A 19,949-nucleotide genomic window follows, 5' to 3' on the forward strand; every position below is an offset into this window, starting at 1 on the left:
TTTTGACCAGTTGGAATGATTTCCGGCTGACAGCCGCCACCCTGTTGCTGAAAAGGAAAAAACTTATGGTTGTAAAAAAAACGATCCCCCAATACCCCATTGATGATTTCAAGTCCGGGGAATCCTGGCGCCTCTTTAAAATCATGGGAGAATTTGTCGAAGGCATCGACACCCTCCACAGCCTTGGGCCGGCCATATCCATTTTCGGCTCGGCCAGGACCGCCAAAGACCATCCACACTATAAAAAGGCCAGGGAAACGGCCGCCCTGTTTGCCGACGCCGGCTATGCGGTGATCACCGGGGGCGGCCCCGGGATCATGGAAGCGGCCAACCAGGGGGCGGCTGACCGGGACGGCGAGTCCGTGGGGCTGAAAATAACCCTGCCCTTTGAAGAAAAGGGGAATCCCTATATCACCACCTCCATAGATTTCAACTACTTCTTTGTCCGCAAGGTGATGTTTGTCAAATATGCCCAGGCCTATATCATCATGCCTGGCGGATTGGGCACCCTTGATGAAATGTTTGAAACCCTGACCCTGGTCCAGACCCAACGCATCAGAAAAATGCCGGTGATTTTAATGGGGAAAGCCTTCTGGGGCGGACTCATGGACTGGATCCGGACCAGTCTTGTGGACGGCGGATTGATCTCCCCGGAAGATACCGATCTTTTCCACCTGGTGGATGAGCCGGCCCAGGCCCTTGACATTGTACGAAACTTTTACAATTAGGCCGGCCGGGCCACCCCCCTGGCAAAATAAAAGGCTGTATTTTCCGGAAATGCGTTGATGGCCAGTTCGGAACAGATCCGATGCTTGGCCGCCTCCAGGTTCGGCAGGGGCACGGCCGGCCGGGCAGATCTCAGATACATTTCCCCCCAGGAGTTCAGGTAAACGGCTGTATAGTCGGATATCTGAACCTGGGACCGGTCCGTGTAGAAGTTCAAGGAAATAAACAGGCAGGTGAGCACAGGTTCTTTGCGCATGGCGCTGAAGGCGACGGTCTTGTCCCGCTCTGGGGCAAAAAAACGGTACATGGACCGGCAGAGTTTTTCAATATCGTCATGGGACACGGAAGTCGCATTGGGCACAAGGCCCAACAGGGTCCGTTCCGTGTATAGATGATTGTTGATCAACCAGGCTGCGATTTCTTCAATGGTATCCACAATGATAATGGCTTCTTCGCTGTGGTCTTTCAGCCCGGGTTCCTTGTGGACCAGGCTCCAGCGGCCGATGCGGTTGTCGGGCCCGGGCAGGTATTTGATGCGGAGCCTTGAAAAATGGCGGTCTCCCCGGGACACCAGCAGCATCTTTTTAATTTTATAGGGTTTTTCCTGGAATACAATATTCACCTTTCGCTCCAGGACGATACGGTCTTCCTGGGAAATCATCACCCCTGATCCGGACTGGGTGTCAAACCGCTGTTTCAGGTCTGCATACTTGGAAACCATATACCGTTCAATGGTTAAAGACAGCCGTTGGATGGCCGCATAGGGCCAAAGCTTGAACCGGCCGATTTCAAAAATTTTCCCAAAAGACCAGCCCCAGTCGGCAAGGCATTGATCCAGCAGTATTTTACGGAGCCCGAACACGGAATAGTCTATTTCCGCTTCCTTTGAAATACCCAGCTTGAGAAAAAAACAGGTGAGCAGCAGATTGATGGACCGCTCGTCACCGGATTTCAGGTAAAAATCAATGAGGGTATTTACCAGGATAATATAGGAATCATTCTGGCCGGGCTTAAGATGGGTTCCCGAATTCATCCATTCATTTTTATACTGGTTGCACAGCAGGGTCTCACGGCCGTAGGAATGGATGTACTTTTCCAGCAGGGCCATTTTTATGACGGATTTAAATGGGCTTTTGAGCCACTTGAACATCTGCCAGATGGATGCCCCGAAATATTCATTCACCGGGATGGCATGGATATCACCAAGGTCCATATACCGGTTAAAGCTTTTCAGGCTGGAGGTCCGATCCAGGATGAGATTGTAATAGTTGAGGCTGATGGTGGTGGGCAGCACCGCCCACAACGGCAGCCGCCCGGCCACATGGATCATGGTCCGGTAGAACTCTTCTTTGAGGAGCCTGGACTGGGCCGAGCCCGAGCTTTCCTGGGTGGAGCCGCCGAAATCATTATTCCTGGCTTTGAGGATATCCACGATAAAAAAGGTGACACAGACCTTGAATTTTTCAAGGGCCAACGCCTCAAGCCCGTCTAATTTATCCCGGAGCAGGGCCATCTCATTTGCCCCCATGGCGGTTTCATCAATACAAACCCAATAGTCAATATCCGATTCTGAAGTCTGGGCCAGGGATCCCACGCTGCCCATTGAAAAAAGCGCCTGGACGGCTGGGGAAAAATTCCGTTTTGCCGTGATCCGGTTTTTGCCTATATATTTTTCGGCCACCCTCATGGTCTCCCTGGACGGCAGGTAATCGGCAATGCCACAGGGGGTGGCGGTCTCAGAAATGCCATTTTCCCCCATTGTTATATTTTCATGGAGCAGCAGGGGCAGTATCTGAAAAAAATCCGCCTGGGCAGCCTTGAATACATCAAAGGCGGTCAGCAGGCTCAGCTTATTCTGGGCCAGGAACTTGGCCTCACCGTAATGGATAAACTCGCAGAATATCATCATATTGATATCCCCGGCCGCTTGGGGATCAATCCGGGGCAGGTCATTGAAACTGAGCTGGTATTCCCTGGCGTTATAGTCGATGCCCACGGCCCGGATCAGGCTTCTCGCGGTAACGGGGAATCGGCTGAACCGGGCGTTTACATACGAAAAATCCCCCAGGGTAAGACAGGCGGTGGTGAGGGAGACACCGGATATCTTTGCATAGGCAAATGAAGCACAGGTTAAATCGGCCTGGGCAAAGGTGGTTTTTGAAATCACCGCATCCATAAACAGGCCGTCGCCAAGGTCGGCCCCGTTAAAGTTGCAGTTGAAAAAAGAGCCTCCCTGAAAACTGCATTTTTTAAACCTGACATTTGCCGCCGATACATTCACAAACACGGCATTGTCAAAACAGACATCCTGGAACACGGCCCCGTCCATGTTGACATTATAAAAGACCGCGCCCTGGCAGCCGGCGTCTGACATGCGGATCCCGGACAGATCGCAATTGTCGAATACGGTGCGGGTAAATGAGATATCCGATGCGGTAAACATCCGGCCTGACAGATCTTCGTCCTTAAGGCGGGCACCGGCAAAATCAAGCAGGCCGGAGGCTGTATTTTCCTTCAGTCTTTCCAGTTTTTTCCTTACCGGGTCCCCGAGCAGGCTCTTTATAAATGATTTAGGCTTTTCCTCAGGAATCAGCCCTTTTTCAATGGTTGTGAATTCTGATTCAATATTTTCCCGTTCCTTGAGCAGCAAACGGGTGGTCTTGTTGATGAACCGAACCATGGCCGCACCGGTTTTCCGCCGGTCTTTTTTCTGGTGGGTTTTCAGAATCCTTACGATACGTTCGGGCCGTTTTTTAATCATGCCGAAAATACAGGCCTCGTTCACATCAAAATGGTCTTTGATGTACTGCTCCTTATTCAAGGCAATATCCTGGACCGCAAAAAAGGAAAGGCGGGTCAAATCCGAAATCTCCAGCAGGATAATGGGAAGAATATCCGGGCAGGATTTCTTAACCAGGGCAATCAATTGGTAAAAGGGGTACTTTCCCGATACCACAAGGGCTTTGAAGGCACCCAGGGATTCCTTGGTGTCCCCCGTGGTAAGATGCTGGAACAAAGGATCAAAAAGCTCCGCATACAATCCCATGGAAGAATTCTCTATGAGGCTATACACTGCCATTCTCACCTTTTTGACCTCATGGTTCCAGAGAATATTCTTCAGTACCCGCTCCGGCACCCGGTCCTGCATCATCGACAGGGCTTTGAGCCCCCGTACCTGCCTGGCGGGATCCACAGACCCCACCTCCTCTTCGAGTATAAGGCCGGGCTCCCTGAGCTTGCTGTCAATATTTTTCAAAAAGGGGTCCACGTCTTTTTTCTTATCAAAAAGGCAGGCATAGAACCGGATGACCGCATCCCTGTCCTGGATCTGGGACAATATATGCTTGAACAAGCCGGCGTACCGGAGGCGGATGGCCGGAGTGGCCTGGAGATACTGCTCCGTAAACACAAGGCGCTGGCCTTCGGTCATATTCTGGATACATTTTTTAATCACATCCATGGAAAGCCTGTCCTGGTAGAGGGCCTTGAAAGCGGCAAATGCCCCCTGCTCCCCAAGGGAAACCAGGGTGGAAAACAACAGGCTTTTATCGGCAAAGGCCATGCCCGAGGAGAGGGCCAGATAAACCTTGCCGGCCACCCTTGCAGCATCGGCACTGGCCTGCCGGAACACCTCCGAGTTTGGCGGATTATCCAGGCCTGCGCAGATCTCTGTCAGCAGTTTTTTAAGACTTTTCTGGGCGGCTGACCTGTGGTTGAAATGGTAGGAAAAAAGTCCCTTGAGGATTGGCAGGATTCCCAGTCCCTTTGGAAAAGAAAACGCCCTGGCAATTATATCGCTTCGGCCGGCGGCGTCCAGGCCGGCCCAATGGCTGTCAAATGAGGTCAGATCAAATTCCGGGGATGAAGCTGGCATGGCTGGTAATCTTTTCCCGTTTGTACATTTTTACTTAAAAGTGCTATATGGGTATGTTTAAACTAAAGACTTTAATTATAACCCTGTATAGCATACCAGAATAATTTTATGAAATTATTTGACGCCAAGTCAGAAAAACCCAAGTCTGAAACCGAATATGACGCCCAGTCCATAGAGGTGCTCAAAGGACTGGATCCCGTACGCCGGAGACCGGGCATGTATACGGATACCGGCAGCCCCGACCACCTGGCATTTGAAGTTATCGACAACAGTGTGGACGAGGCCATTGCCGGCTTTGCCACCGCCATAGATGTCATTTTGACAAGGGACAACCGGATCATGGTGTCGGACAACGGGCGGGGCATGCCCGTGGACATCCACCCTGAAGAAGGCATCTCAGGAGTGGAGCTGATTATGACCAAGCTCCATGCCGGCGCCAAATTTTCCTCCAAAGACTATGCCTTTTCCGGCGGGCTTCACGGCGTGGGGGTTTCCGTCGTCAACGCCCTCTCCTCTCACCTGGATATCACCATTAAACGGGGGGGGCAGAAATATGAAATCGGTTTTGAAAACGGTGTTAAATCAAGGGAACTTGAAGTCACAGGCTCTGTCGGCCAGAAAAACACCGGCACCTGTGTGAACTTCAAACCGGCCGACGGATACTTCGACACCCAGGATTTTTCCCCGGCGTCCATTAAAACAGCCCTGAAATCAAAGGCGGTGCTCTGCCCCGGGCTGACCACCACCTTTATCCATGAAGAAAGCGGGGAAAAGGAATCCTGGTGCTATGACCACGGCCTGGATGAGTATCTTGAAGAACACCTCAAAGAAAAAAAGAACCTCTTTCCCGCCCCTTTCACCGGCGAATGCAGCACAGATGATTTCCAGGCCGCCTGGGCCATCAACTGGGGCGTCGATACCAGCCTGAACCTGGAAGAAAGCTATGTCAACCTCATCCCCACCCGGCTGGGAGGTACACATGTCAACGGATTCCGGTCCGGCCTGCTGGAATCGGTGAGGGAATTCTGCAAGTTCCGTAATCTTTTGCCCAAGGGCCTTTTTCTGGCCCCGGAAGATATCTGGCAGAATGTGGGGTATGTATTGTCCGTAAAACTGGTGGAAGCCCAGTTCTCAAGCCAGACCAAGGAAAGGCTCTCTTCACGCCACTGCGCCAACCTGGTCAATCTCCAGGTCCGGGATGCGTTCAGCCTCTGGCTGAACCAGAATGTGGAGCTGGGTGAAGCCTTGGCCGAACAGGCCATTGAAAATGCCAGGGCCCGGGTAAAAAAAAGTAAAAAGGTCACCAAAAAAAAGGCGGCCAACGGGGGGACCCTTCCGGCCAAACTCTCGGACTGCAGCAGCGAGGACCAGAATCTGAGAGAATTATTTTTTGTGGAAGGCGACTCGGCAGGCGGGTCTGCCAAGCAGGCCAGGGACAGACGCTTCCAGGCCATCATGCCCCTGAGGGGAAAGATCATGAACACCTGGGACCACTCATCCTCTTCCATCCTTGAATCCAAGGAAATCAGGGATATTTCCCAGGTGCTGGGGGTGGCTCCCGGCTCAGATGATATCTCCAAACTCAGGTACAATAAACTGTGCATCCTTGCCGATGCCGATTCCGACGGGCTGCACATCGCCACCCTGATCTGCGCCCTGTTTTTAAAGCATTTTCCCGAAGTGGTCCGGCAGGGCCACGTCTTTGTGGCCATGCCCCCCCTTTACCGGATCGATATGGGCAAAGAGGTTTTTTACGCCCTGGACGACTCGGAGAAATCCGCCATCATCAACCGGCTTAACCGGCGCAAAAGAAAGGGCAAAATCAATATACAACGGTTCAAGGGCCTGGGCGAAATGAATCCGGCCCAGCTCAAGGAAACCACCATAGCCCCGGACTCCAGACGCCTGGTACAATTGACCATAGATAAGGGGAACGATCCTGAAGACCAAGCCGTTCCGAACAATCCTGTTCCAGCAAACGGGCAGGACAATGTTTGGGAAATCATGGACATGCTGCTGGGCAAAAAACGCGCCAAGGACCGGAAACGCTGGATTGAAACCCACGGGGTAATCAAAGAGAATTAAAACATGACAGACACACTGCCCTCCGCCGTAGAAGAATACGAAAAACTACCCTTTCAGGAGTTCACCCAGAATGCCTACCTGAACTATTCCATGTATGTGATTCTGGACCGGGCCCTGCCCCATATCGGAGACGGACTCAAGCCGGTACAGCGCCGCATTGTATACTCCATGAGCCAGCTGGGACTCTCTTCAACAGCCAAATTCAAAAAATCCGCCAGAACAGTGGGCGACGTCTTGGGCAAGTTCCATCCCCACGGAGATTCCGCCTGTTACGAGGCCATGGTCCTCATGGCCCAGCCTTTTTCATTGAGATACCCCCTGGTGGACGGCCAGGGCAACTGGGGGGATCCCAACGACCCCAAATCCTTTGCCGCCATGCGGTATACCGAATCCAGACTCTCGGCCTATGCCGAAATTTTCTTAAAGGAACTGGACCAGGGGACGGTGGACTGGGTGCCCAATTTCGACGGCACCTTGGATGAGCCCACCATCCTGCCGGCACGGCTGCCTAACCTGCTGCTCAACGGCACCACCGGCATTGCCGTTGGCATGGCCACCTCCATCCTGCCCCACAACCTTCGTGAAGTGGCCAAGGCCCTGATCCACCTCATTGAGAATGAAGACGCCGATGTCCGCGCCCTGTGCCGGTTTGTCAAGGGACCGGATTTTCCAACGGATGCGGAAATCATCACCCCTGCCGACGAAATCCGGCAGATGTACGAAAAGGGCACCGGCCGCATCAAAATGAGGGCCAGGTATGTGATTGAAGACAATGAACTGGTCTTCAACGCCCTGCCCCACCACGGGTCAACGGAAAAAATCTACGAACAGATCGCTGCCCAGATGTCCGCCAAGAAACTGCCCATGGTGGCAGATATCAGAGATGAATCCGACCATGAAGACCCCACCCGCCTGGTGGTGATCCCCAGATCCAACCGGGTGGATCTCAATGCCCTGGCCGCTCATCTCTTTGCCACCACCGACCTTGAAAAGTCATATTCCGTCAACATGAATATGATCGGCCTGGACGGGCGGCCCGGCGTCAAAAACCTTCTGGAAATCCTTTCGGAATGGCTGGAATTCCGGAAGGATACCATTGAGAAAAAGCTGAGGTTCCGGCTGGACAAAGTGCTCAGCCGGCTGCACATCCTTGAAGGGTTTAAAATCGCCTATCTGAATATTGATGAGGTGATCCGCATTATCCGGGAATCAGACCATCCCAAACAGGATCTGATGGATGCCTTCGGTCTCACCGATGTCCAGGCCAAAGCCATCCTGGACATCCGGCTGCGCCAGTTGGCAAAACTGGAAGAAATCAAGATTCTGGCCGAGATGGATGAGCTGAACACAGAACGCAAGTCCCTTGAAAAGACCCTGAACTCTCCCAAGGCCTTTAAAACCTTCCTCATCAACGAAATCAAGGAGGATGCAAAAAAATACGGGGATCCCAGGCGGTCACCCATAAAGGAAAGGGAGGATGCTGAGGCATTTTCCGTCACCGATGTTCTGGACATTGAGCCGGTGACCATCATCCTTTCGGCCAACGGATGGATCCGGTCGGCCAAAGGGCACGAAATCAATCCTGAAAACGTAAAATTCAGATCCGGCGACCAGTTTTTATGTCACCTTCGGACCCGCAGCGACAAACCCATTGTCCTGCTGGACAACACCGGCCGTTCCTACACCCTCTACTCCCACACCCTGCCCTCGGCCAGGGGCAATGGCGAGCCGGTCACCGGCCACCTCACCCTTACGCCGGGCAGCACCATCCATCACATGGTGGCAGGGGAAGACAAGGACCTGTTTTTAATGGCCTCGGACAGGGGATACGGATTCATCATGGCATTTTCCGATTACCTGACCAATTATAAAAACGGGAAGGCCGTCCTCACCCTCCAAAAGGACCAGTCCCCCCTGCCCCCCCAACGGGTGCCGGATATGGAAAAGGATAACGTGCTGGCCGTCACCACCATGGGCCGGTTGCTGATATTCAAACTCAATGAACTGCCCCGTCTAAAAAAGGGAAAAGGTAATAAAATTATCCATCTACCCCTGCCCCTGAAAAACGAAGCCAGACCGGAAAAGCTCAAGTTCCTAAAAATATTGCCATTAAATTCAAACCTTGTTATACATGCAGGCAAACACTTTCTGAGGCTGAGTCCGGGAAACCAGGCAGACTACACCGGGATGCGCGGCAGACGCGGCAAGCTGCTTCCCCGGGGATACCGGAACGTTGACACCGTAGAGGTCATTCCTGTCCAACCGGTTAATGACATGGGTTCATGAGAAATTTTTTAGTAAAACATTTCATACTTCTAACGTTGATATGCCTGACCCTGGGCGCCGTCTGTGTTTCGATCCTGGTTCATCACAAGGATATCGGACAGCCCGCAGATACCGTAGAACTGATTAAGAAAACAGGAAAACTGCGGCTGATCACCGCCAATGCAGTGAACACCTGCTATTATTACGAGGGGACCCCCACGGGATTTGAATACGATCTGGCCAAGGCCTTTGCCGACTATCTCAATGTTGAACTGGATATTGTCATTCCGGGATGGAACAATATGTTTGCCTACCTGGATCAGGGCAAGGGGGACTTCATCGCCGCAGGGATTGCCATTACCCGCAAACGGCTGGAGCATGCCGATTTTTCAATTCCCTATATGACTATCCAGCAGCGGATCATCCACCATAACCTGGTTTTCGGGCCCAAGAACATTGATGATATGGAGTTCCGCACCTTCCATGTCCGCCGCGGTACCTCCTACCAGTCCAGGCTGGCCGAAATAAAAGGTTCCGGGGTCGACCTCAACTATATTCTCCATAACAACACCCCCACCCAGGAGCTGATCGCCATGGTCCAGAACCGGCAGATCAAATTCACGGTGGCAGATTCCAACCTGGCCCTGCTCAACAAACGCTATTTCCCTGATATTGAGGTCGGCATCCCCATCCAGGAAAAGGAATCCCTGGCCTGGGCAGTGCGAAAGAACGACGCCTCCATGCTCAAAGAGATCAATAGGTTCTTTCTCTATGCCAATGAAAAGGGGATTTTAAAAAAAATAACTAAAAAATACTATGACAACATCAAAGATTTTGATGTATATGAATTAAAAAAATTCCATGAGCGGATTGAAACCCGGCTGCCGGCCTTTCAGGAAGTCCTTGAACAGGAATCCGAGAAATACGGATTTGACTGGCGCCTCATGGCGGCCGTGGTATACCAGGAATCCCATTTCAATCCCAAAGCCAAAAGCTTTACCAATGTTAGGGGGCTGATGCAGGTCACCAAGGCCACGGCAAGGGAAATGGGAATTGCCAACCGTCTCAATCCGGCACAGAGCATCCGGGCCGGTATAAAATACCTGGACCAGATGCACCAACGATTTGATTATATTGAGGATAACTACCAGCGGATGCTGTTCGCTTTGGCCAGTTATAATATCGGATACGGTCATGTAAAAGATGCTATTAAACTCGCTGCGGAAAGAGGACTGGATCCCGAAACCTGGCAGGCCCTGAAAACAACCCTGCCCCTGCTGTCTAAAAAGAGTTACTATAAAAAAGCCAAGCACGGGTATGCCAGGGGGTGGGAACCGGTCCATTACGTGGAACGGATTTTGACATATTTTGATATTCTCAAACAAAAAACACTATCCTGAAACAGCCGTCCCTGAGGGCAGGCATTCGGGAAAACAATAATGAATCGATTTTCGAAGTTGATGACTTGGGCAAACCGCTTGACCAACAGCGGCAGTCGATTCCGACACTTTAAAAAAATGAGAGCGTGAATGACAAGAAAAATACTGATAAACGCCCTGGATCCTGAAGAAAACAGAATCGCTGCGGTGTATGACAACAAACTGGACCAGTTCCACATTGAGACCGCGGCCAAGGAAGTGACCAAGGGCAATATCTACAAGGGCATTGTCACCCGGGTCGAACAGAGCCTCCAGGCCGTCTTTGTGGATTACGGCGCACAAAAAAACGGATTTCTGCAGAAAAACGAAATCCACCCCGATTATTTCCAGGATGTGGAAAAAAAGGACAAATCCCTGTTCAACCTGATTAAAAAAGGGCAGGAACTCATTGTCCAGGTATCCAAGGACCCCATCAACCAAAAAGGGGCCATGCTCACCACCTATATTTCCCTGCCCGGGCGCTTCGGCGTTCTCATGCCGGGAAACACCACCCGTGGGGTATCCAGAAAAATCGGCGAAGACGATGAAAGAAAGCGGCTGGTTAAAATCCTGAAAAGCCTGAAGATTGCCGAAGGCTTCGGCATGATCGTCCGCACCGCAGGCAAAGGGGCCACCAAAACCCTTCTCACCGCAGACCTTCGCTATCTGATGCGGGTGTGGAAAAACATCGACAAACAGGCCATGGAAAATCCGGCCCCCTGCCTGCTTTACAAGGAGCAAAGCCTGGCGGTCCGCTCCCTGAGGGATTATTTCACCACGGATATCAAAGAAATCCTCATCGACAGTCCAGAGACCTTTAAAGAGGTCAAAGAATTCATCGGCATGATCGCCCCCAAGCAGAAAAAGATCGTCCGCCTCTTTAAAGGGGAAAAACCGATTTTTACAAAATACCAGCTTGAGGAGCAGATCTCATCCATCTACCGCAGGGAGGTTCCCCTGAAGTCCGGTGGATTCCTGGTCATTGAACAGACCGAGGCCCTGGTCTCCATCGATGTCAACTCAGGCAAATCCACCAAAAAGAAAAACATCGAAGAAACCGCCCACCATACCAACCTTGAAGCGGCCGAAGAAGTGGCCCGGCAGCTCAGGCTCCGGGACATGGGCGGGCTCATCGTGGTGGACTTCATCGACATGAAGGAACGGCGCCACAAGGCCGAGATCACCCGGACCCTGAAAAAGCATTTAAAAGCAGACAAGGCCAAAACCAAGGTGGGCGGCATCACGGCCTTCGGCCTCCTGGAGATGTCCAGGCAGCGTATCCGCCACTCCATCACCTACGGCGCCTATGAAACCTGCCGCCACTGCAACGGCCGGGGCATGACCCCTTCCATGGAAACCCAGGGCCTTGCCTTTCTGCGCCAGCTCACCCTGAGGACCCTTAAGGCGGAGAAAAACCAGAAGTTCAACTGCAGGGTACCGGCGGATGTGGCCTACTACATTCTAAACACCAAACGGGAAGAATTGCTGGACCTGGAAACCAAGCGGCAGGTCTTTATCAATATTGAAATCGACGATACCATGGTCTCGGGCCAGAGCAGCATTAGTTAGACTCGCCTGCCTTGACATTCCTGGTATATCGGTGTATTTGGAACAATTTCAACTGAATGGAAAAAGGAGACACCATGCCCCTTGGGAAGGGAAGGCAAACAAGGAAGAAACTCGGAATAGCCGCGGCTGCGGCTGTCACGGCCCTTGTTTTCTTCCTGGTCTTCCAGAATCCATCAGGTGAGAAAGCCCCATCCCGGACAGACACCGGTTCCCAAGCACCGGCCGCCCCCCAGGCGGATCAGCCCGGGGATATTGTCATGGGGGAAATAGAAAAAAAGCCGGAGATAAATTACAGGAAATTAGACACGGACCAACCCCTGAAAGACCTGATGGCGGGCCGGAAACAGACTCTGGGCATTAAAAAGAGCCTGGACATGATTGTCCAATCCGATGAGACCTTTACCGTGGGAAAAACCACCGTATCCATGAAAAAGATACTGGAAAAGGCCTTTACCGGCCAGGGCCGCGTGTTTCAGGAAGAGATTTCAGAATCCGGCGCGGTTAGGCCCACAAAAATAACCGAATACGGTATTTATGTGGTACAGCCCGGAGACAATATCTGGAATATCCACTTCAGAATTCTCCGGGATTACTATGGCTCAAGGGGAATCGAACTGCAGGAGGCGGCGGATGAGCCCGGGGCCTCGGGCATGAGTTCCGGCGTGGGTAAAATCCTTAAATTTTCGGAAACAATGGTGATCATCTACAACATGGTCGAAGAAAAGATCACCCGGGATATCAATTTGATCGAGCCGCTGAGCAAAATCGTTGTCTATAACATGGACGCGGTGTTTGCTTTGCTTGAAGAAATCAGCTTTAACAATGTGGACAGGCTCCAGTTTGACGGACAGAACATCTGGATCCCTGCCAAAAAACGCTAATACTTTTATTATTTTTTAGGAGGAATACCTTGATCAGTACAGCATTTGCAATGGGCCCCACCGGCGGACAAGCAGCAGGACAGGCAGGCGGACTTGCCGGCTTCTTGCCCATTATCATTCTTTTTGCCATTTTTTACTTCCTTTTGATCCGGCCCCAGCAGAAAAAAGCCAAAGAACACAGAGAGATGATCAACAACCTCAAAAAAGGCAACCGCGTCATCACCTCCGGCGGCATCTACGGCACCATCACCTCCCTTGATGATACCACCCTCGGCATTGAAATTGCCGAAAAGGTTAAAATCAAAATCTCAAGGGGAAATGTCGCCGCACTGGTCACGGAAAATGAACCGGCCCAGAAATCAAAAGAAAAATAAATAATATCCTTCAGGAGTGTTGAGATTGAAACTATTTACCTTTAAACGCGTATTGAGCCTGGGAATTGTGATTGCTGCCGTTGTCTGCCTCCTTCCCACCTTTACCGATACCTGGCCCCATAAAAAGATCAACCTGGGGCTGGATCTCCAGGGGGGGATGCATCTGGTTCTCGAAGTTCAAAATGAAAAAGCCGTTGAAGCTGAGGTTGAGCGCACCATTGCCGAACTGAAGAAAGACCTGAGGTCTAAGGGCATCAAACACCTGGGCATCACCCGGACGCCGGACAACCAGATCTCGGCCAAAATTTCCGGCACAGACAGCCGGCAGGGTGTTGAGAAACTGCTGTCAGAAGATTATGCCAACCTGACCATTCCCTCCGTGGAAACCATAGAGGACGGCCTTGCCTTTACCCTGGCCCTGCCCGACGAGGAAACGGCAAACATCAAAAAAATGGCCACTGAACAGGCCCTTGAAACCATCCGGAACCGGATTGACGAATTCGGCGTGAGTGAACCGGACATCCGCATCCAGGGGGACAACAGAATCCTGCTCCAGTTGCCGGGTATCCAGGATCCTGACCGGGCAAAGGGACTCATCGGCAAAACCGCCCAGCTGACCTTTCAGCTGGTGAACGACGAGGCCGACGTCAATGCCGCGCTTAAAGGCAACCCGCCCGTTGGATCCGAAATCCTATACCAGCACAGAACGGATCCCAACTCCGGCGCGACCACCAATGTTCCCTTTCTCATCAAAAAACAGGTGTTGCTGGACGGCAGCCTGCTCACCAACGCCCGGGTGGAATTCGACCAGTTTCAGCAGCCCCAGGTTGGAATTGAATTCAACCGCAAGGGGGCCCGGATTTTTGACAGGATCACGGCCAAAAACGTAAACAAACGCCTGGCCATTGTTCTGGACAAGAACGTCTACTCCGCCCCCAATATCCAGGAGCGGATCGCCGGCGGCAAGGCCAGGATCACCGGCCAGTTCTCCATGAACGAAGCCAAAGACCTTGCCATTGCACTGCGGGCCGGCTCCCTGCCCGCCCCGGTCAAAATCATTGAAGAACGGACCGTCGGTCCCACCCTGGGTGCGGATTCCGTACGCATGGGCCTGATGTCCATGGTGGTCGGTTTCACCCTGGTCATCGCCTTCATGGTGGTGTACTACAAAACCGCCGGCATCATTGCCGACCTGGCCCTGATTGTGAATATTATCCTCATCGGAGGGGGACTTGCCGCCTTCCAGGCCACCCTGACCCTGCCGGGCATTGCCGGCATCATCCTGACCATCGGTATGGCCGTTGATGCCAACGTCATCATCTTTGAACGAATACGGGAAGAACTGAGGGCGGGAAGAACGCCCCTGGCAGCCGTACACACCGGGTACGAACGGGCGACCCTGACCATCATGGACGCCAACGTCACCACCCTGATCGCCGCCATTGTTCTGTTCCAGTTCGGCACCGGCCCCATCAAGGGCTTTGCCGTGACGCTGGGCCTGGGTATCGTGGCCAGTCTTTTTACTGCCCTGGTATTGTCCAAGAGTCTGTACAACATGATTCTTCAGAACAACCCCACTACTTCTACCCTTAGCATATAAAGGAACCTGTATAATGCAGTTTTTCAAGTCTGATGTTAATATAGACTTTATCGGCAAGCAGAAAATCGCGGCATGCTTTTCCGCACTGCTGATCCTGGCCGGTCTTGTGTCACTGGTTATTCACAAGGGTCCCAACTACGGCATTGACTTTGCCGGCGGGTCCCTGGTCCAGGTCAAATTCACCCAGGCTGTGGATGTCAGCGATATCCGCAGCGGCCTTGGCGAACTGGGGCTCAAGGATGTATCCGTGCAGGGATTCGGCGCCGTTGAAAACAACGAATACCTCATCCGCACCTCCAATGCCCACGCCTTCAGCGACAACCTGGAATCTGCCATCAACTCCGGCCTTGAAACGGCCACCAAACTGGTTCCAGAAATCCGCCGGGTGGAAATGGTCGGCCCCCAGGTGGGAGACGACCTGAAGAAAAAGGCCCTGCTGGCCATTTTCTACTCCCTGCTCTTCATCACCATTTATATTTCAGGCCGCTTTGAACAAAAATGGACCATTGCCGGCATCACTGCCGGAGCATTGATGACCGCCGTATATTTTCTGTCGGTATTCAATGTGTCCATGCCCTTTCTGATCGGTGCGGCCCTGGCCGTTTCCCTGGCCCTGTTCTGGACCCTCAGGTTCCAGTATGCCATGGGGGCCATTGTCGCCCTGATGCACGATGTGTTTATCACTGTGGGTATTTTCTCTATCCTGGACCTTGATGTGTCCCTGCCCATCATTGCAGCGCTGCTGACCATCATCGGTTACTCCCTCAATGACACCATCATCGTTTTCGACCGGATCAGGGAAAACCTCAAGGGCAACACCGATCCGTCGGCAGTGCCCAAATTGGCCAATAAAAGTATCAATGAAACCCTGTCAAGAACGATTCTGACATCCCTGACCACCCTGGTTGTGCTGTTTGCCCTCTTCTTTCTGGGCGGTGAAATTATCCATAATTTTGCCTTTGCAATGATCATCGGTGTACTCATTGGTACCTATTCATCGATTTTTGTTGCCACCCCGGTGGTACTCGCAGCCCAACACAAAGGATAATACATGCTTCCGGCAAAACGCATCTGGTTCATATCCGTTTTGATCATACCGGCACTGCTTGTGCTGCCTGCCTGCGGTGTCTTCGCCCCCAAACCCGAAGCCACCCCAACGGCGGAATCCGGACTGCCGGACCAGGAAGGGTCACCGGAGCAGCCGGTCACCGCCGCCCCGGAATCGGCACAGATCGAATCCCTTGAACAGAAAATCGATTTGCTGGAAGACAAAATCCATATCCTTGAAAGCCAGCTGGCCGGTCAGAAGAAAGTGGTGTACACCATCGAATATTCTGATCCGGCCCAGCTTTATAAAAAAGCGAGGACCCTGCTGCTGGCTAAGGAATACAACAATGCAGCAGACCTTTTTACCACCTTTGCCCAAAAGCACCCGGACCACAGCCTGGCAGACAATGCCGTGTACTGGCTGGGGGAATGCCGGTACACCACGGGCCAATATAAAGAGGCGGTCACCGTTTTCAAATCCCTGGTAAAATCCTACCCCAAGGCGGAAAAAGTACCGGACGCCCTGCTCAAGACGGGCTATGCCTACCTCTCCCTGGACGACATCAACCGGGCCAGCCACTATTTGACCCTGGTAATTAAAAAACACCCCTTTTCCCCGGCGGCAGAAAAGGCCCAGATCAAGCTCAAAGAATTTCAATAAACCGAGGGGCACCCCATGGAGCCGCTGACGGATACATACCTGCCATGGTTCATTCTCAGGGAGATCCCCGGCCTGAACAACAGGGTGCTCAAAGGGCTCATCCAAAAATTCAAAACTCCGGACGCAGCTTTCGGCGCCTCCCCCAAAAGCCTCGCCGCCGTCAAGGGCTTAGGCCCCAAGGGGATGCGGGCATTGTCACGCCACAGAGAGTATAAAAAAAAAGCATTGGCGGTTCTGGGCCGCGTTCAGCGGGCCGGGCTTAACATCGTCACCCTGTCCGACACTGAATACCCTGCCCTGTTAAAAAAAATCAATGATCCCCCCCTGTTTCTAACATACGCCGGCACCCTTGACGGCCGGGCGCCCTGCATCTCCATTGTGGGATCGCGCAAGGCCACCCGGTACGGGCGGGACACGGCAGAACACCTGGCAGGCTGCCTCAGCAACAGGGGATTTACCGTTGTCAGCGGCATGGCCCTGGGAATAGACACCGCCGCCCACAAAGGGGCATTGAATGCCCGGGGAAGGACAGCTGCGGTGCTTGGATCAGGGTTGTGCCGGATTTATCCCAGGCAGAACCATTCCCTTTACCAGAAAATTGCCGAGCATGGGACCGCCCTGTCGGAGTTCGCTCCGGACACCCCGCCCCTGCCAGGCTATTTTCCACTGCGCAACCGGATCATCGCAGGCATGTCCGTGGGCACCATCGTCGTGGAGGCGGCTGAAAAAAGCGGTTCGTTGATCACGGCCCGGCTGGCCGGAGAATATAACCGGGAAGTGTTTGCCGTGCCGGGCTCCATCAGGTCAAACACCAGCCGGGGCACCCATGCCCTGATCCGCCAGGGGGCCAAACTCATTGAGAATGAAAAGGATATCATTGATGAACTGGGGCATCTCGTACACGAAGAACCGTCAAAAGACGAAAAATGCACTCCCGGGAAAAATCCCAAACCGGTTATGGACAAACACCAGTCATTAATATATAACCTGCTGGACCCATACCCTGTGCACATTGACGATATTTCGGCCGGCACAGGCCTTGAAAGCCATGTGACGGCCGCGGCCCTCCTTGACATGGAATTGTCGGGACTTATATTGCGGCACCCGGGAAACTACTATTCAAAATCGGAGGAGTAAAATTGACAAAACCCCTAATTATTGTGGAATCCCCAACCAAAATCAAAACCCTTAAAAAGTACGTGGGCAAGGGATACAATGTGGCGGCCTCTGCCGGCCACATCCGGGATCTGCCGCCCAAAACCCTGGGGATTGATGTGGATGACAATTTTAAGGCAAAATATGTCAATATAAAAGACAAATCCAAAATCATTTCCAACCTGAAAAAAACCGCCAAGGATACCTTGGACGTCTACCTTGCCCCTGACCCGGACCGCGAGGGGGAAGCCATTGCCTTCCACATCATGGATGTGCTTAAAAAAAAGGGGCGCAGGTTCCACCGGGTGCTCATCCACGAGTTAACCAAAAAGGGAATCACCGATGCCCTGGAAAAAACCCTTGAACCTGACGTGGATAAATATGACGCCCAGCAGGCCCGGCGAAAACTGGACCGGCTGGTGGGCTACCAGATATCCCCTCTTCTGTGGCAGAAGGTCCAGCGGGGCCTGAGCGCCGGCCGCGTCCAATCCGTGGCCGTTAAAATCATCTGTGACAGGGAACGGGAAATCCGCAGGTTTGAGCCCGAAGAATACTGGACCATTACCACCGACCTCATGGCAGAGGCACCGCCGGAGTTCAACGCCGCCCTGACACGGATTTCAGGAAAAAAGGCCCAGATTTCCAACGGTGAACAGGCTGCGGCCATTGTGGCCGACCTTGAGGCGGCCCAGTTCATGGTGGATGAAATCAAGAAAAAAACCGTTAAACGGAATCCCCTGCCCCCGTTTATCACCAGTAAACTCCAGCAGGACGCCATCAACCGGCTGCGGTTCTCCGCCAAAAAAACCATGGTGGTGGCCCAGCAGCTCTATGAAGGTATTGAAATCGGAACCGGCGGCCCTGAAGGTCTGATCACCTACATGCGTACTGACTCCACCCGTATCGCCCCGGAAGCGGCCCAGGAGGCCATGACCCTCATCGCCAGCGAATACGGACAGGGCTATGCCCTGAACGCCCCCAGGTATTTCAAAAATAAAAACAAGGCCCAGGATGCCCATGAGGCCATCCGGCCCACCTCGGTATACAATACCCCGGACAAATTAAAATCCTTTCTGACCGAAGACCAGTTCAAGCTCTATGACCTGATCTGGAAGCGGTTTGTGGCCTCCCAGATGGCCCAGGCCCAGATTGACCAGAAATCCATACTGATCAAGGCCGGTGAAAAATATCTTTTTTCCGTATCAGGCTCCACTGTCAAATTCGACGGCTTTATGCGCCTGTACGCCACCCAGGACAAGGACAAGGAAAAAGACATCCAGTCCCTGCCCCCGGTGGAGGAAGGGGCAACCCTCAGCACCCGGAAAATTAATCCCAAACAGCATTTTACCAAACCGCCGCCCCGGTATTCAGAAGCCTCCCTGGTCAAGGAACTGGAAAAAAACGGCATCGGCAGGCCCTCCACCTATGCCTCCATTCTCGGAGTTATCCAGGACAAAGGCTATGTTGAACTCATCAAACGGTATTTTGTGCCCAGTGAACTTGGGTTCATCGTTAACGATCTGCTGGTGACCTCCTTCCCAAATCTTCTGGACATTTCATTTACCGCCCAGATGGAAAACAACCTGGATGATGTGGAACAGGGCAAACTCAATGAAACCGCCCTGCTCAGGGATTTCTACGACGGATTCAAGACCACGCTGGACGATGCCAAGGACAACATGGTCAGCGTCAAGGGCGTGGGCATAGAAACCGGTATCTCCTGCCCCCAGTGCAGCAAACCGGTGAATATCAAGATAGGGCGCAACGGACATTTCCTGGCCTGTACCGGGTATCCTGATTGCAGTTTTACCTCCAATTACAATCGGGATGAAAAGGGTCAGATTTCCATTGTGGAAAAAATCCAGGACAGCGAACCGGTTAAGGACTGCCCGGAATGCGGCCAGCCCATGGTCAGAAAGGACGGACGTTTCGGCCTTTTCCTGGCCTGTACAGGTTACCCGGATTGCAAGCATACCGAATCCGTGGCCCAGGACCAGGCCAACACAGATACAGGGGTGCCCTGTCCTGAAAAAGGATGCGAAGGCACCATTGTCGAAAAGAAATCCAAACGGGGAAAAGTATTCTACGGGTGTTCCAAATACCCGGACTGCGACTTTGCCTCCTGGGACAAACCCGTGGCCAAAACCTGTCCCCAATGCGATGGTGCCTATCTTGTTCAAAAGGAAACCAAACGGGACGGAAAATTTCTAAAATGCCCCAAAAAGGGATGCGGCTACAAAGAATCCATTATCGAAAAAAAAGAAGAATAGGAAAAGAATAAAGGGCCGGGAGGA

The 19,949-nt window shown here is 52.5% G+C and carries 13 protein-coding genes; 12 read left to right on the forward strand and 1 reads right to left on the reverse strand.

The window, feature by feature from the left end:
- The first annotated feature begins 65 nt into the window (after window positions 1–65).
- Window positions 66–728, forward strand: coding sequence for a TIGR00730 family Rossman fold protein (locus HUN04_02055; protein WDP88588.1), 663 nt, complete (start codon window positions 66–68; stop codon window positions 726–728).
- On the opposite strand, the gene HUN04_02060 is transcribed toward HUN04_02055, so the two are convergent.
- Window positions 725–4,600 (reverse strand): class I adenylate cyclase, encoded by a 3,876-nt coding sequence (locus HUN04_02060; protein ID WDP88589.1) that lies wholly within the window; start codon window positions 4,598–4,600, stop codon window positions 725–727. The two genes, HUN04_02055 and HUN04_02060, sit on opposite strands and share 4 nt — an antisense overlap.
- A 108-nt stretch (window positions 4,601–4,708) precedes the next feature.
- On the opposite strand from HUN04_02060, the gene parE reads away from it, so the two are divergent.
- The 11 genes from parE to topA all read left to right on the forward strand — a co-directional run bounded on the left by parE (window position 4,709) and on the right by topA (window position 19,925).
- On the forward strand, window positions 4,709–6,685 hold the full coding sequence (parE, locus tag HUN04_02065; protein WDP88590.1) for a DNA topoisomerase IV subunit B: 1,977 nt from the start codon (window positions 4,709–4,711) through the stop codon (window positions 6,683–6,685).
- Window positions 6,686–6,688: 3 nt separating this feature from the next.
- Entirely contained in the window at window positions 6,689–8,971 is a 2,283-nt protein-coding gene (gene parC, locus HUN04_02070; protein WDP88591.1) for a DNA topoisomerase IV subunit A, read from the forward strand.
- Entirely contained in the window at window positions 8,968–10,350 is a 1,383-nt protein-coding gene (gene mltF / locus HUN04_02075; GenBank protein WDP88592.1) for a membrane-bound lytic murein transglycosylase MltF, read from the forward strand. The genes parC and mltF overlap by 4 nt, the downstream gene beginning before the upstream one ends.
- A 129-nt stretch (window positions 10,351–10,479) precedes the next feature.
- Window positions 10,480–11,937, forward strand: coding sequence for an Rne/Rng family ribonuclease (locus tag HUN04_02080; GenBank protein ID WDP88593.1), 1,458 nt, complete (start codon window positions 10,480–10,482; stop codon window positions 11,935–11,937).
- Window positions 11,938–12,011: 74 nt separating this feature from the next.
- Window positions 12,012–12,818: a hypothetical protein gene (locus HUN04_02085; protein WDP88594.1), complete on the forward strand. Its 807-nt coding sequence runs from the start codon at window positions 12,012–12,014 to the stop codon at window positions 12,816–12,818.
- Between the two features lie 29 nt (window positions 12,819–12,847).
- The gene (yajC, locus tag HUN04_02090; GenBank protein WDP88595.1) at window positions 12,848–13,192 is read left to right on the forward strand and encodes a preprotein translocase subunit YajC; all 345 of its coding nucleotides are present in this window, start codon (window positions 12,848–12,850) and stop codon (window positions 13,190–13,192) included.
- A gap of 25 nt (window positions 13,193–13,217) precedes the next feature.
- Complete coding sequence (gene secD, locus HUN04_02095; GenBank protein ID WDP88596.1) at window positions 13,218–14,792, forward strand: protein translocase subunit SecD; 1,575 nt, start codon at window positions 13,218–13,220, stop codon at window positions 14,790–14,792.
- Between the two features lie 13 nt (window positions 14,793–14,805).
- Window positions 14,806–15,840, forward strand: coding sequence for a protein translocase subunit SecF (gene secF, locus HUN04_02100; protein ID WDP88597.1), 1,035 nt, complete (start codon window positions 14,806–14,808; stop codon window positions 15,838–15,840).
- Between the two features lie 3 nt (window positions 15,841–15,843).
- Window positions 15,844–16,500, forward strand: a complete 657-nt coding sequence (ybgF, locus tag HUN04_02105) for a tol-pal system protein YbgF (protein ID WDP88598.1) — start codon at window positions 15,844–15,846, stop codon at window positions 16,498–16,500.
- 15 nt (window positions 16,501–16,515) lie between these two features.
- Window positions 16,516–17,637: a DNA-protecting protein DprA gene (gene dprA / locus HUN04_02110; GenBank protein ID WDP88599.1), complete on the forward strand. Its 1,122-nt coding sequence runs from the start codon at window positions 16,516–16,518 to the stop codon at window positions 17,635–17,637.
- A 2-nt stretch (window positions 17,638–17,639) separates the two neighbouring features.
- Entirely contained in the window at window positions 17,640–19,925 is a 2,286-nt protein-coding gene (gene topA / locus HUN04_02115) for a type I DNA topoisomerase (GenBank protein ID WDP88600.1), read from the forward strand.
- Window positions 19,926–19,949 lie beyond the last annotated feature (24 nt).

Origin of the sequence: Desulfobacter sp. (assembly GCA_028768525.1) — a bacterium.
In the GTDB taxonomy this organism is placed as follows: Bacteria; Desulfobacterota; Desulfobacteria; order Desulfobacterales; family Desulfobacteraceae; genus Desulfobacter.

Bases quoted from the DNA above. Each gene is read 5' to 3' on its own strand.
- parC (WDP88591.1), top strand. From the start codon at position 6,689: ATGACAGACACACTGCCCTCCGCCGTAGAAGAATACGAAAAACTACCC.
- parE (WDP88590.1), top strand. From the start codon at position 4,709: ATGAAATTATTTGACGCCAAGTCAGAAAAACCCAAGTCTGAAACCGAA.
- HUN04_02085 (WDP88594.1), top strand. From the start codon at position 12,012: ATGCCCCTTGGGAAGGGAAGGCAAACAAGGAAGAAACTCGGAATAGCC.
- HUN04_02055 (WDP88588.1), top strand. From the start codon at position 66: ATGGTTGTAAAAAAAACGATCCCCCAATACCCCATTGATGATTTCAAG.
- HUN04_02060 (WDP88589.1), bottom strand. From the start codon at position 4,600: ATGCCAGCTTCATCCCCGGAATTTGATCTGACCTCATTTGACAGCCAT.
- secF (WDP88597.1), top strand. From the start codon at position 14,806: ATGCAGTTTTTCAAGTCTGATGTTAATATAGACTTTATCGGCAAGCAG.
- ybgF (WDP88598.1), top strand. From the start codon at position 15,844: ATGCTTCCGGCAAAACGCATCTGGTTCATATCCGTTTTGATCATACCG.
- dprA (WDP88599.1), top strand. From the start codon at position 16,516: ATGGAGCCGCTGACGGATACATACCTGCCATGGTTCATTCTCAGGGAG.
- HUN04_02080 (WDP88593.1), top strand. From the start codon at position 10,480: ATGACAAGAAAAATACTGATAAACGCCCTGGATCCTGAAGAAAACAGA.
- mltF (WDP88592.1), top strand. From the start codon at position 8,968: ATGAGAAATTTTTTAGTAAAACATTTCATACTTCTAACGTTGATATGC.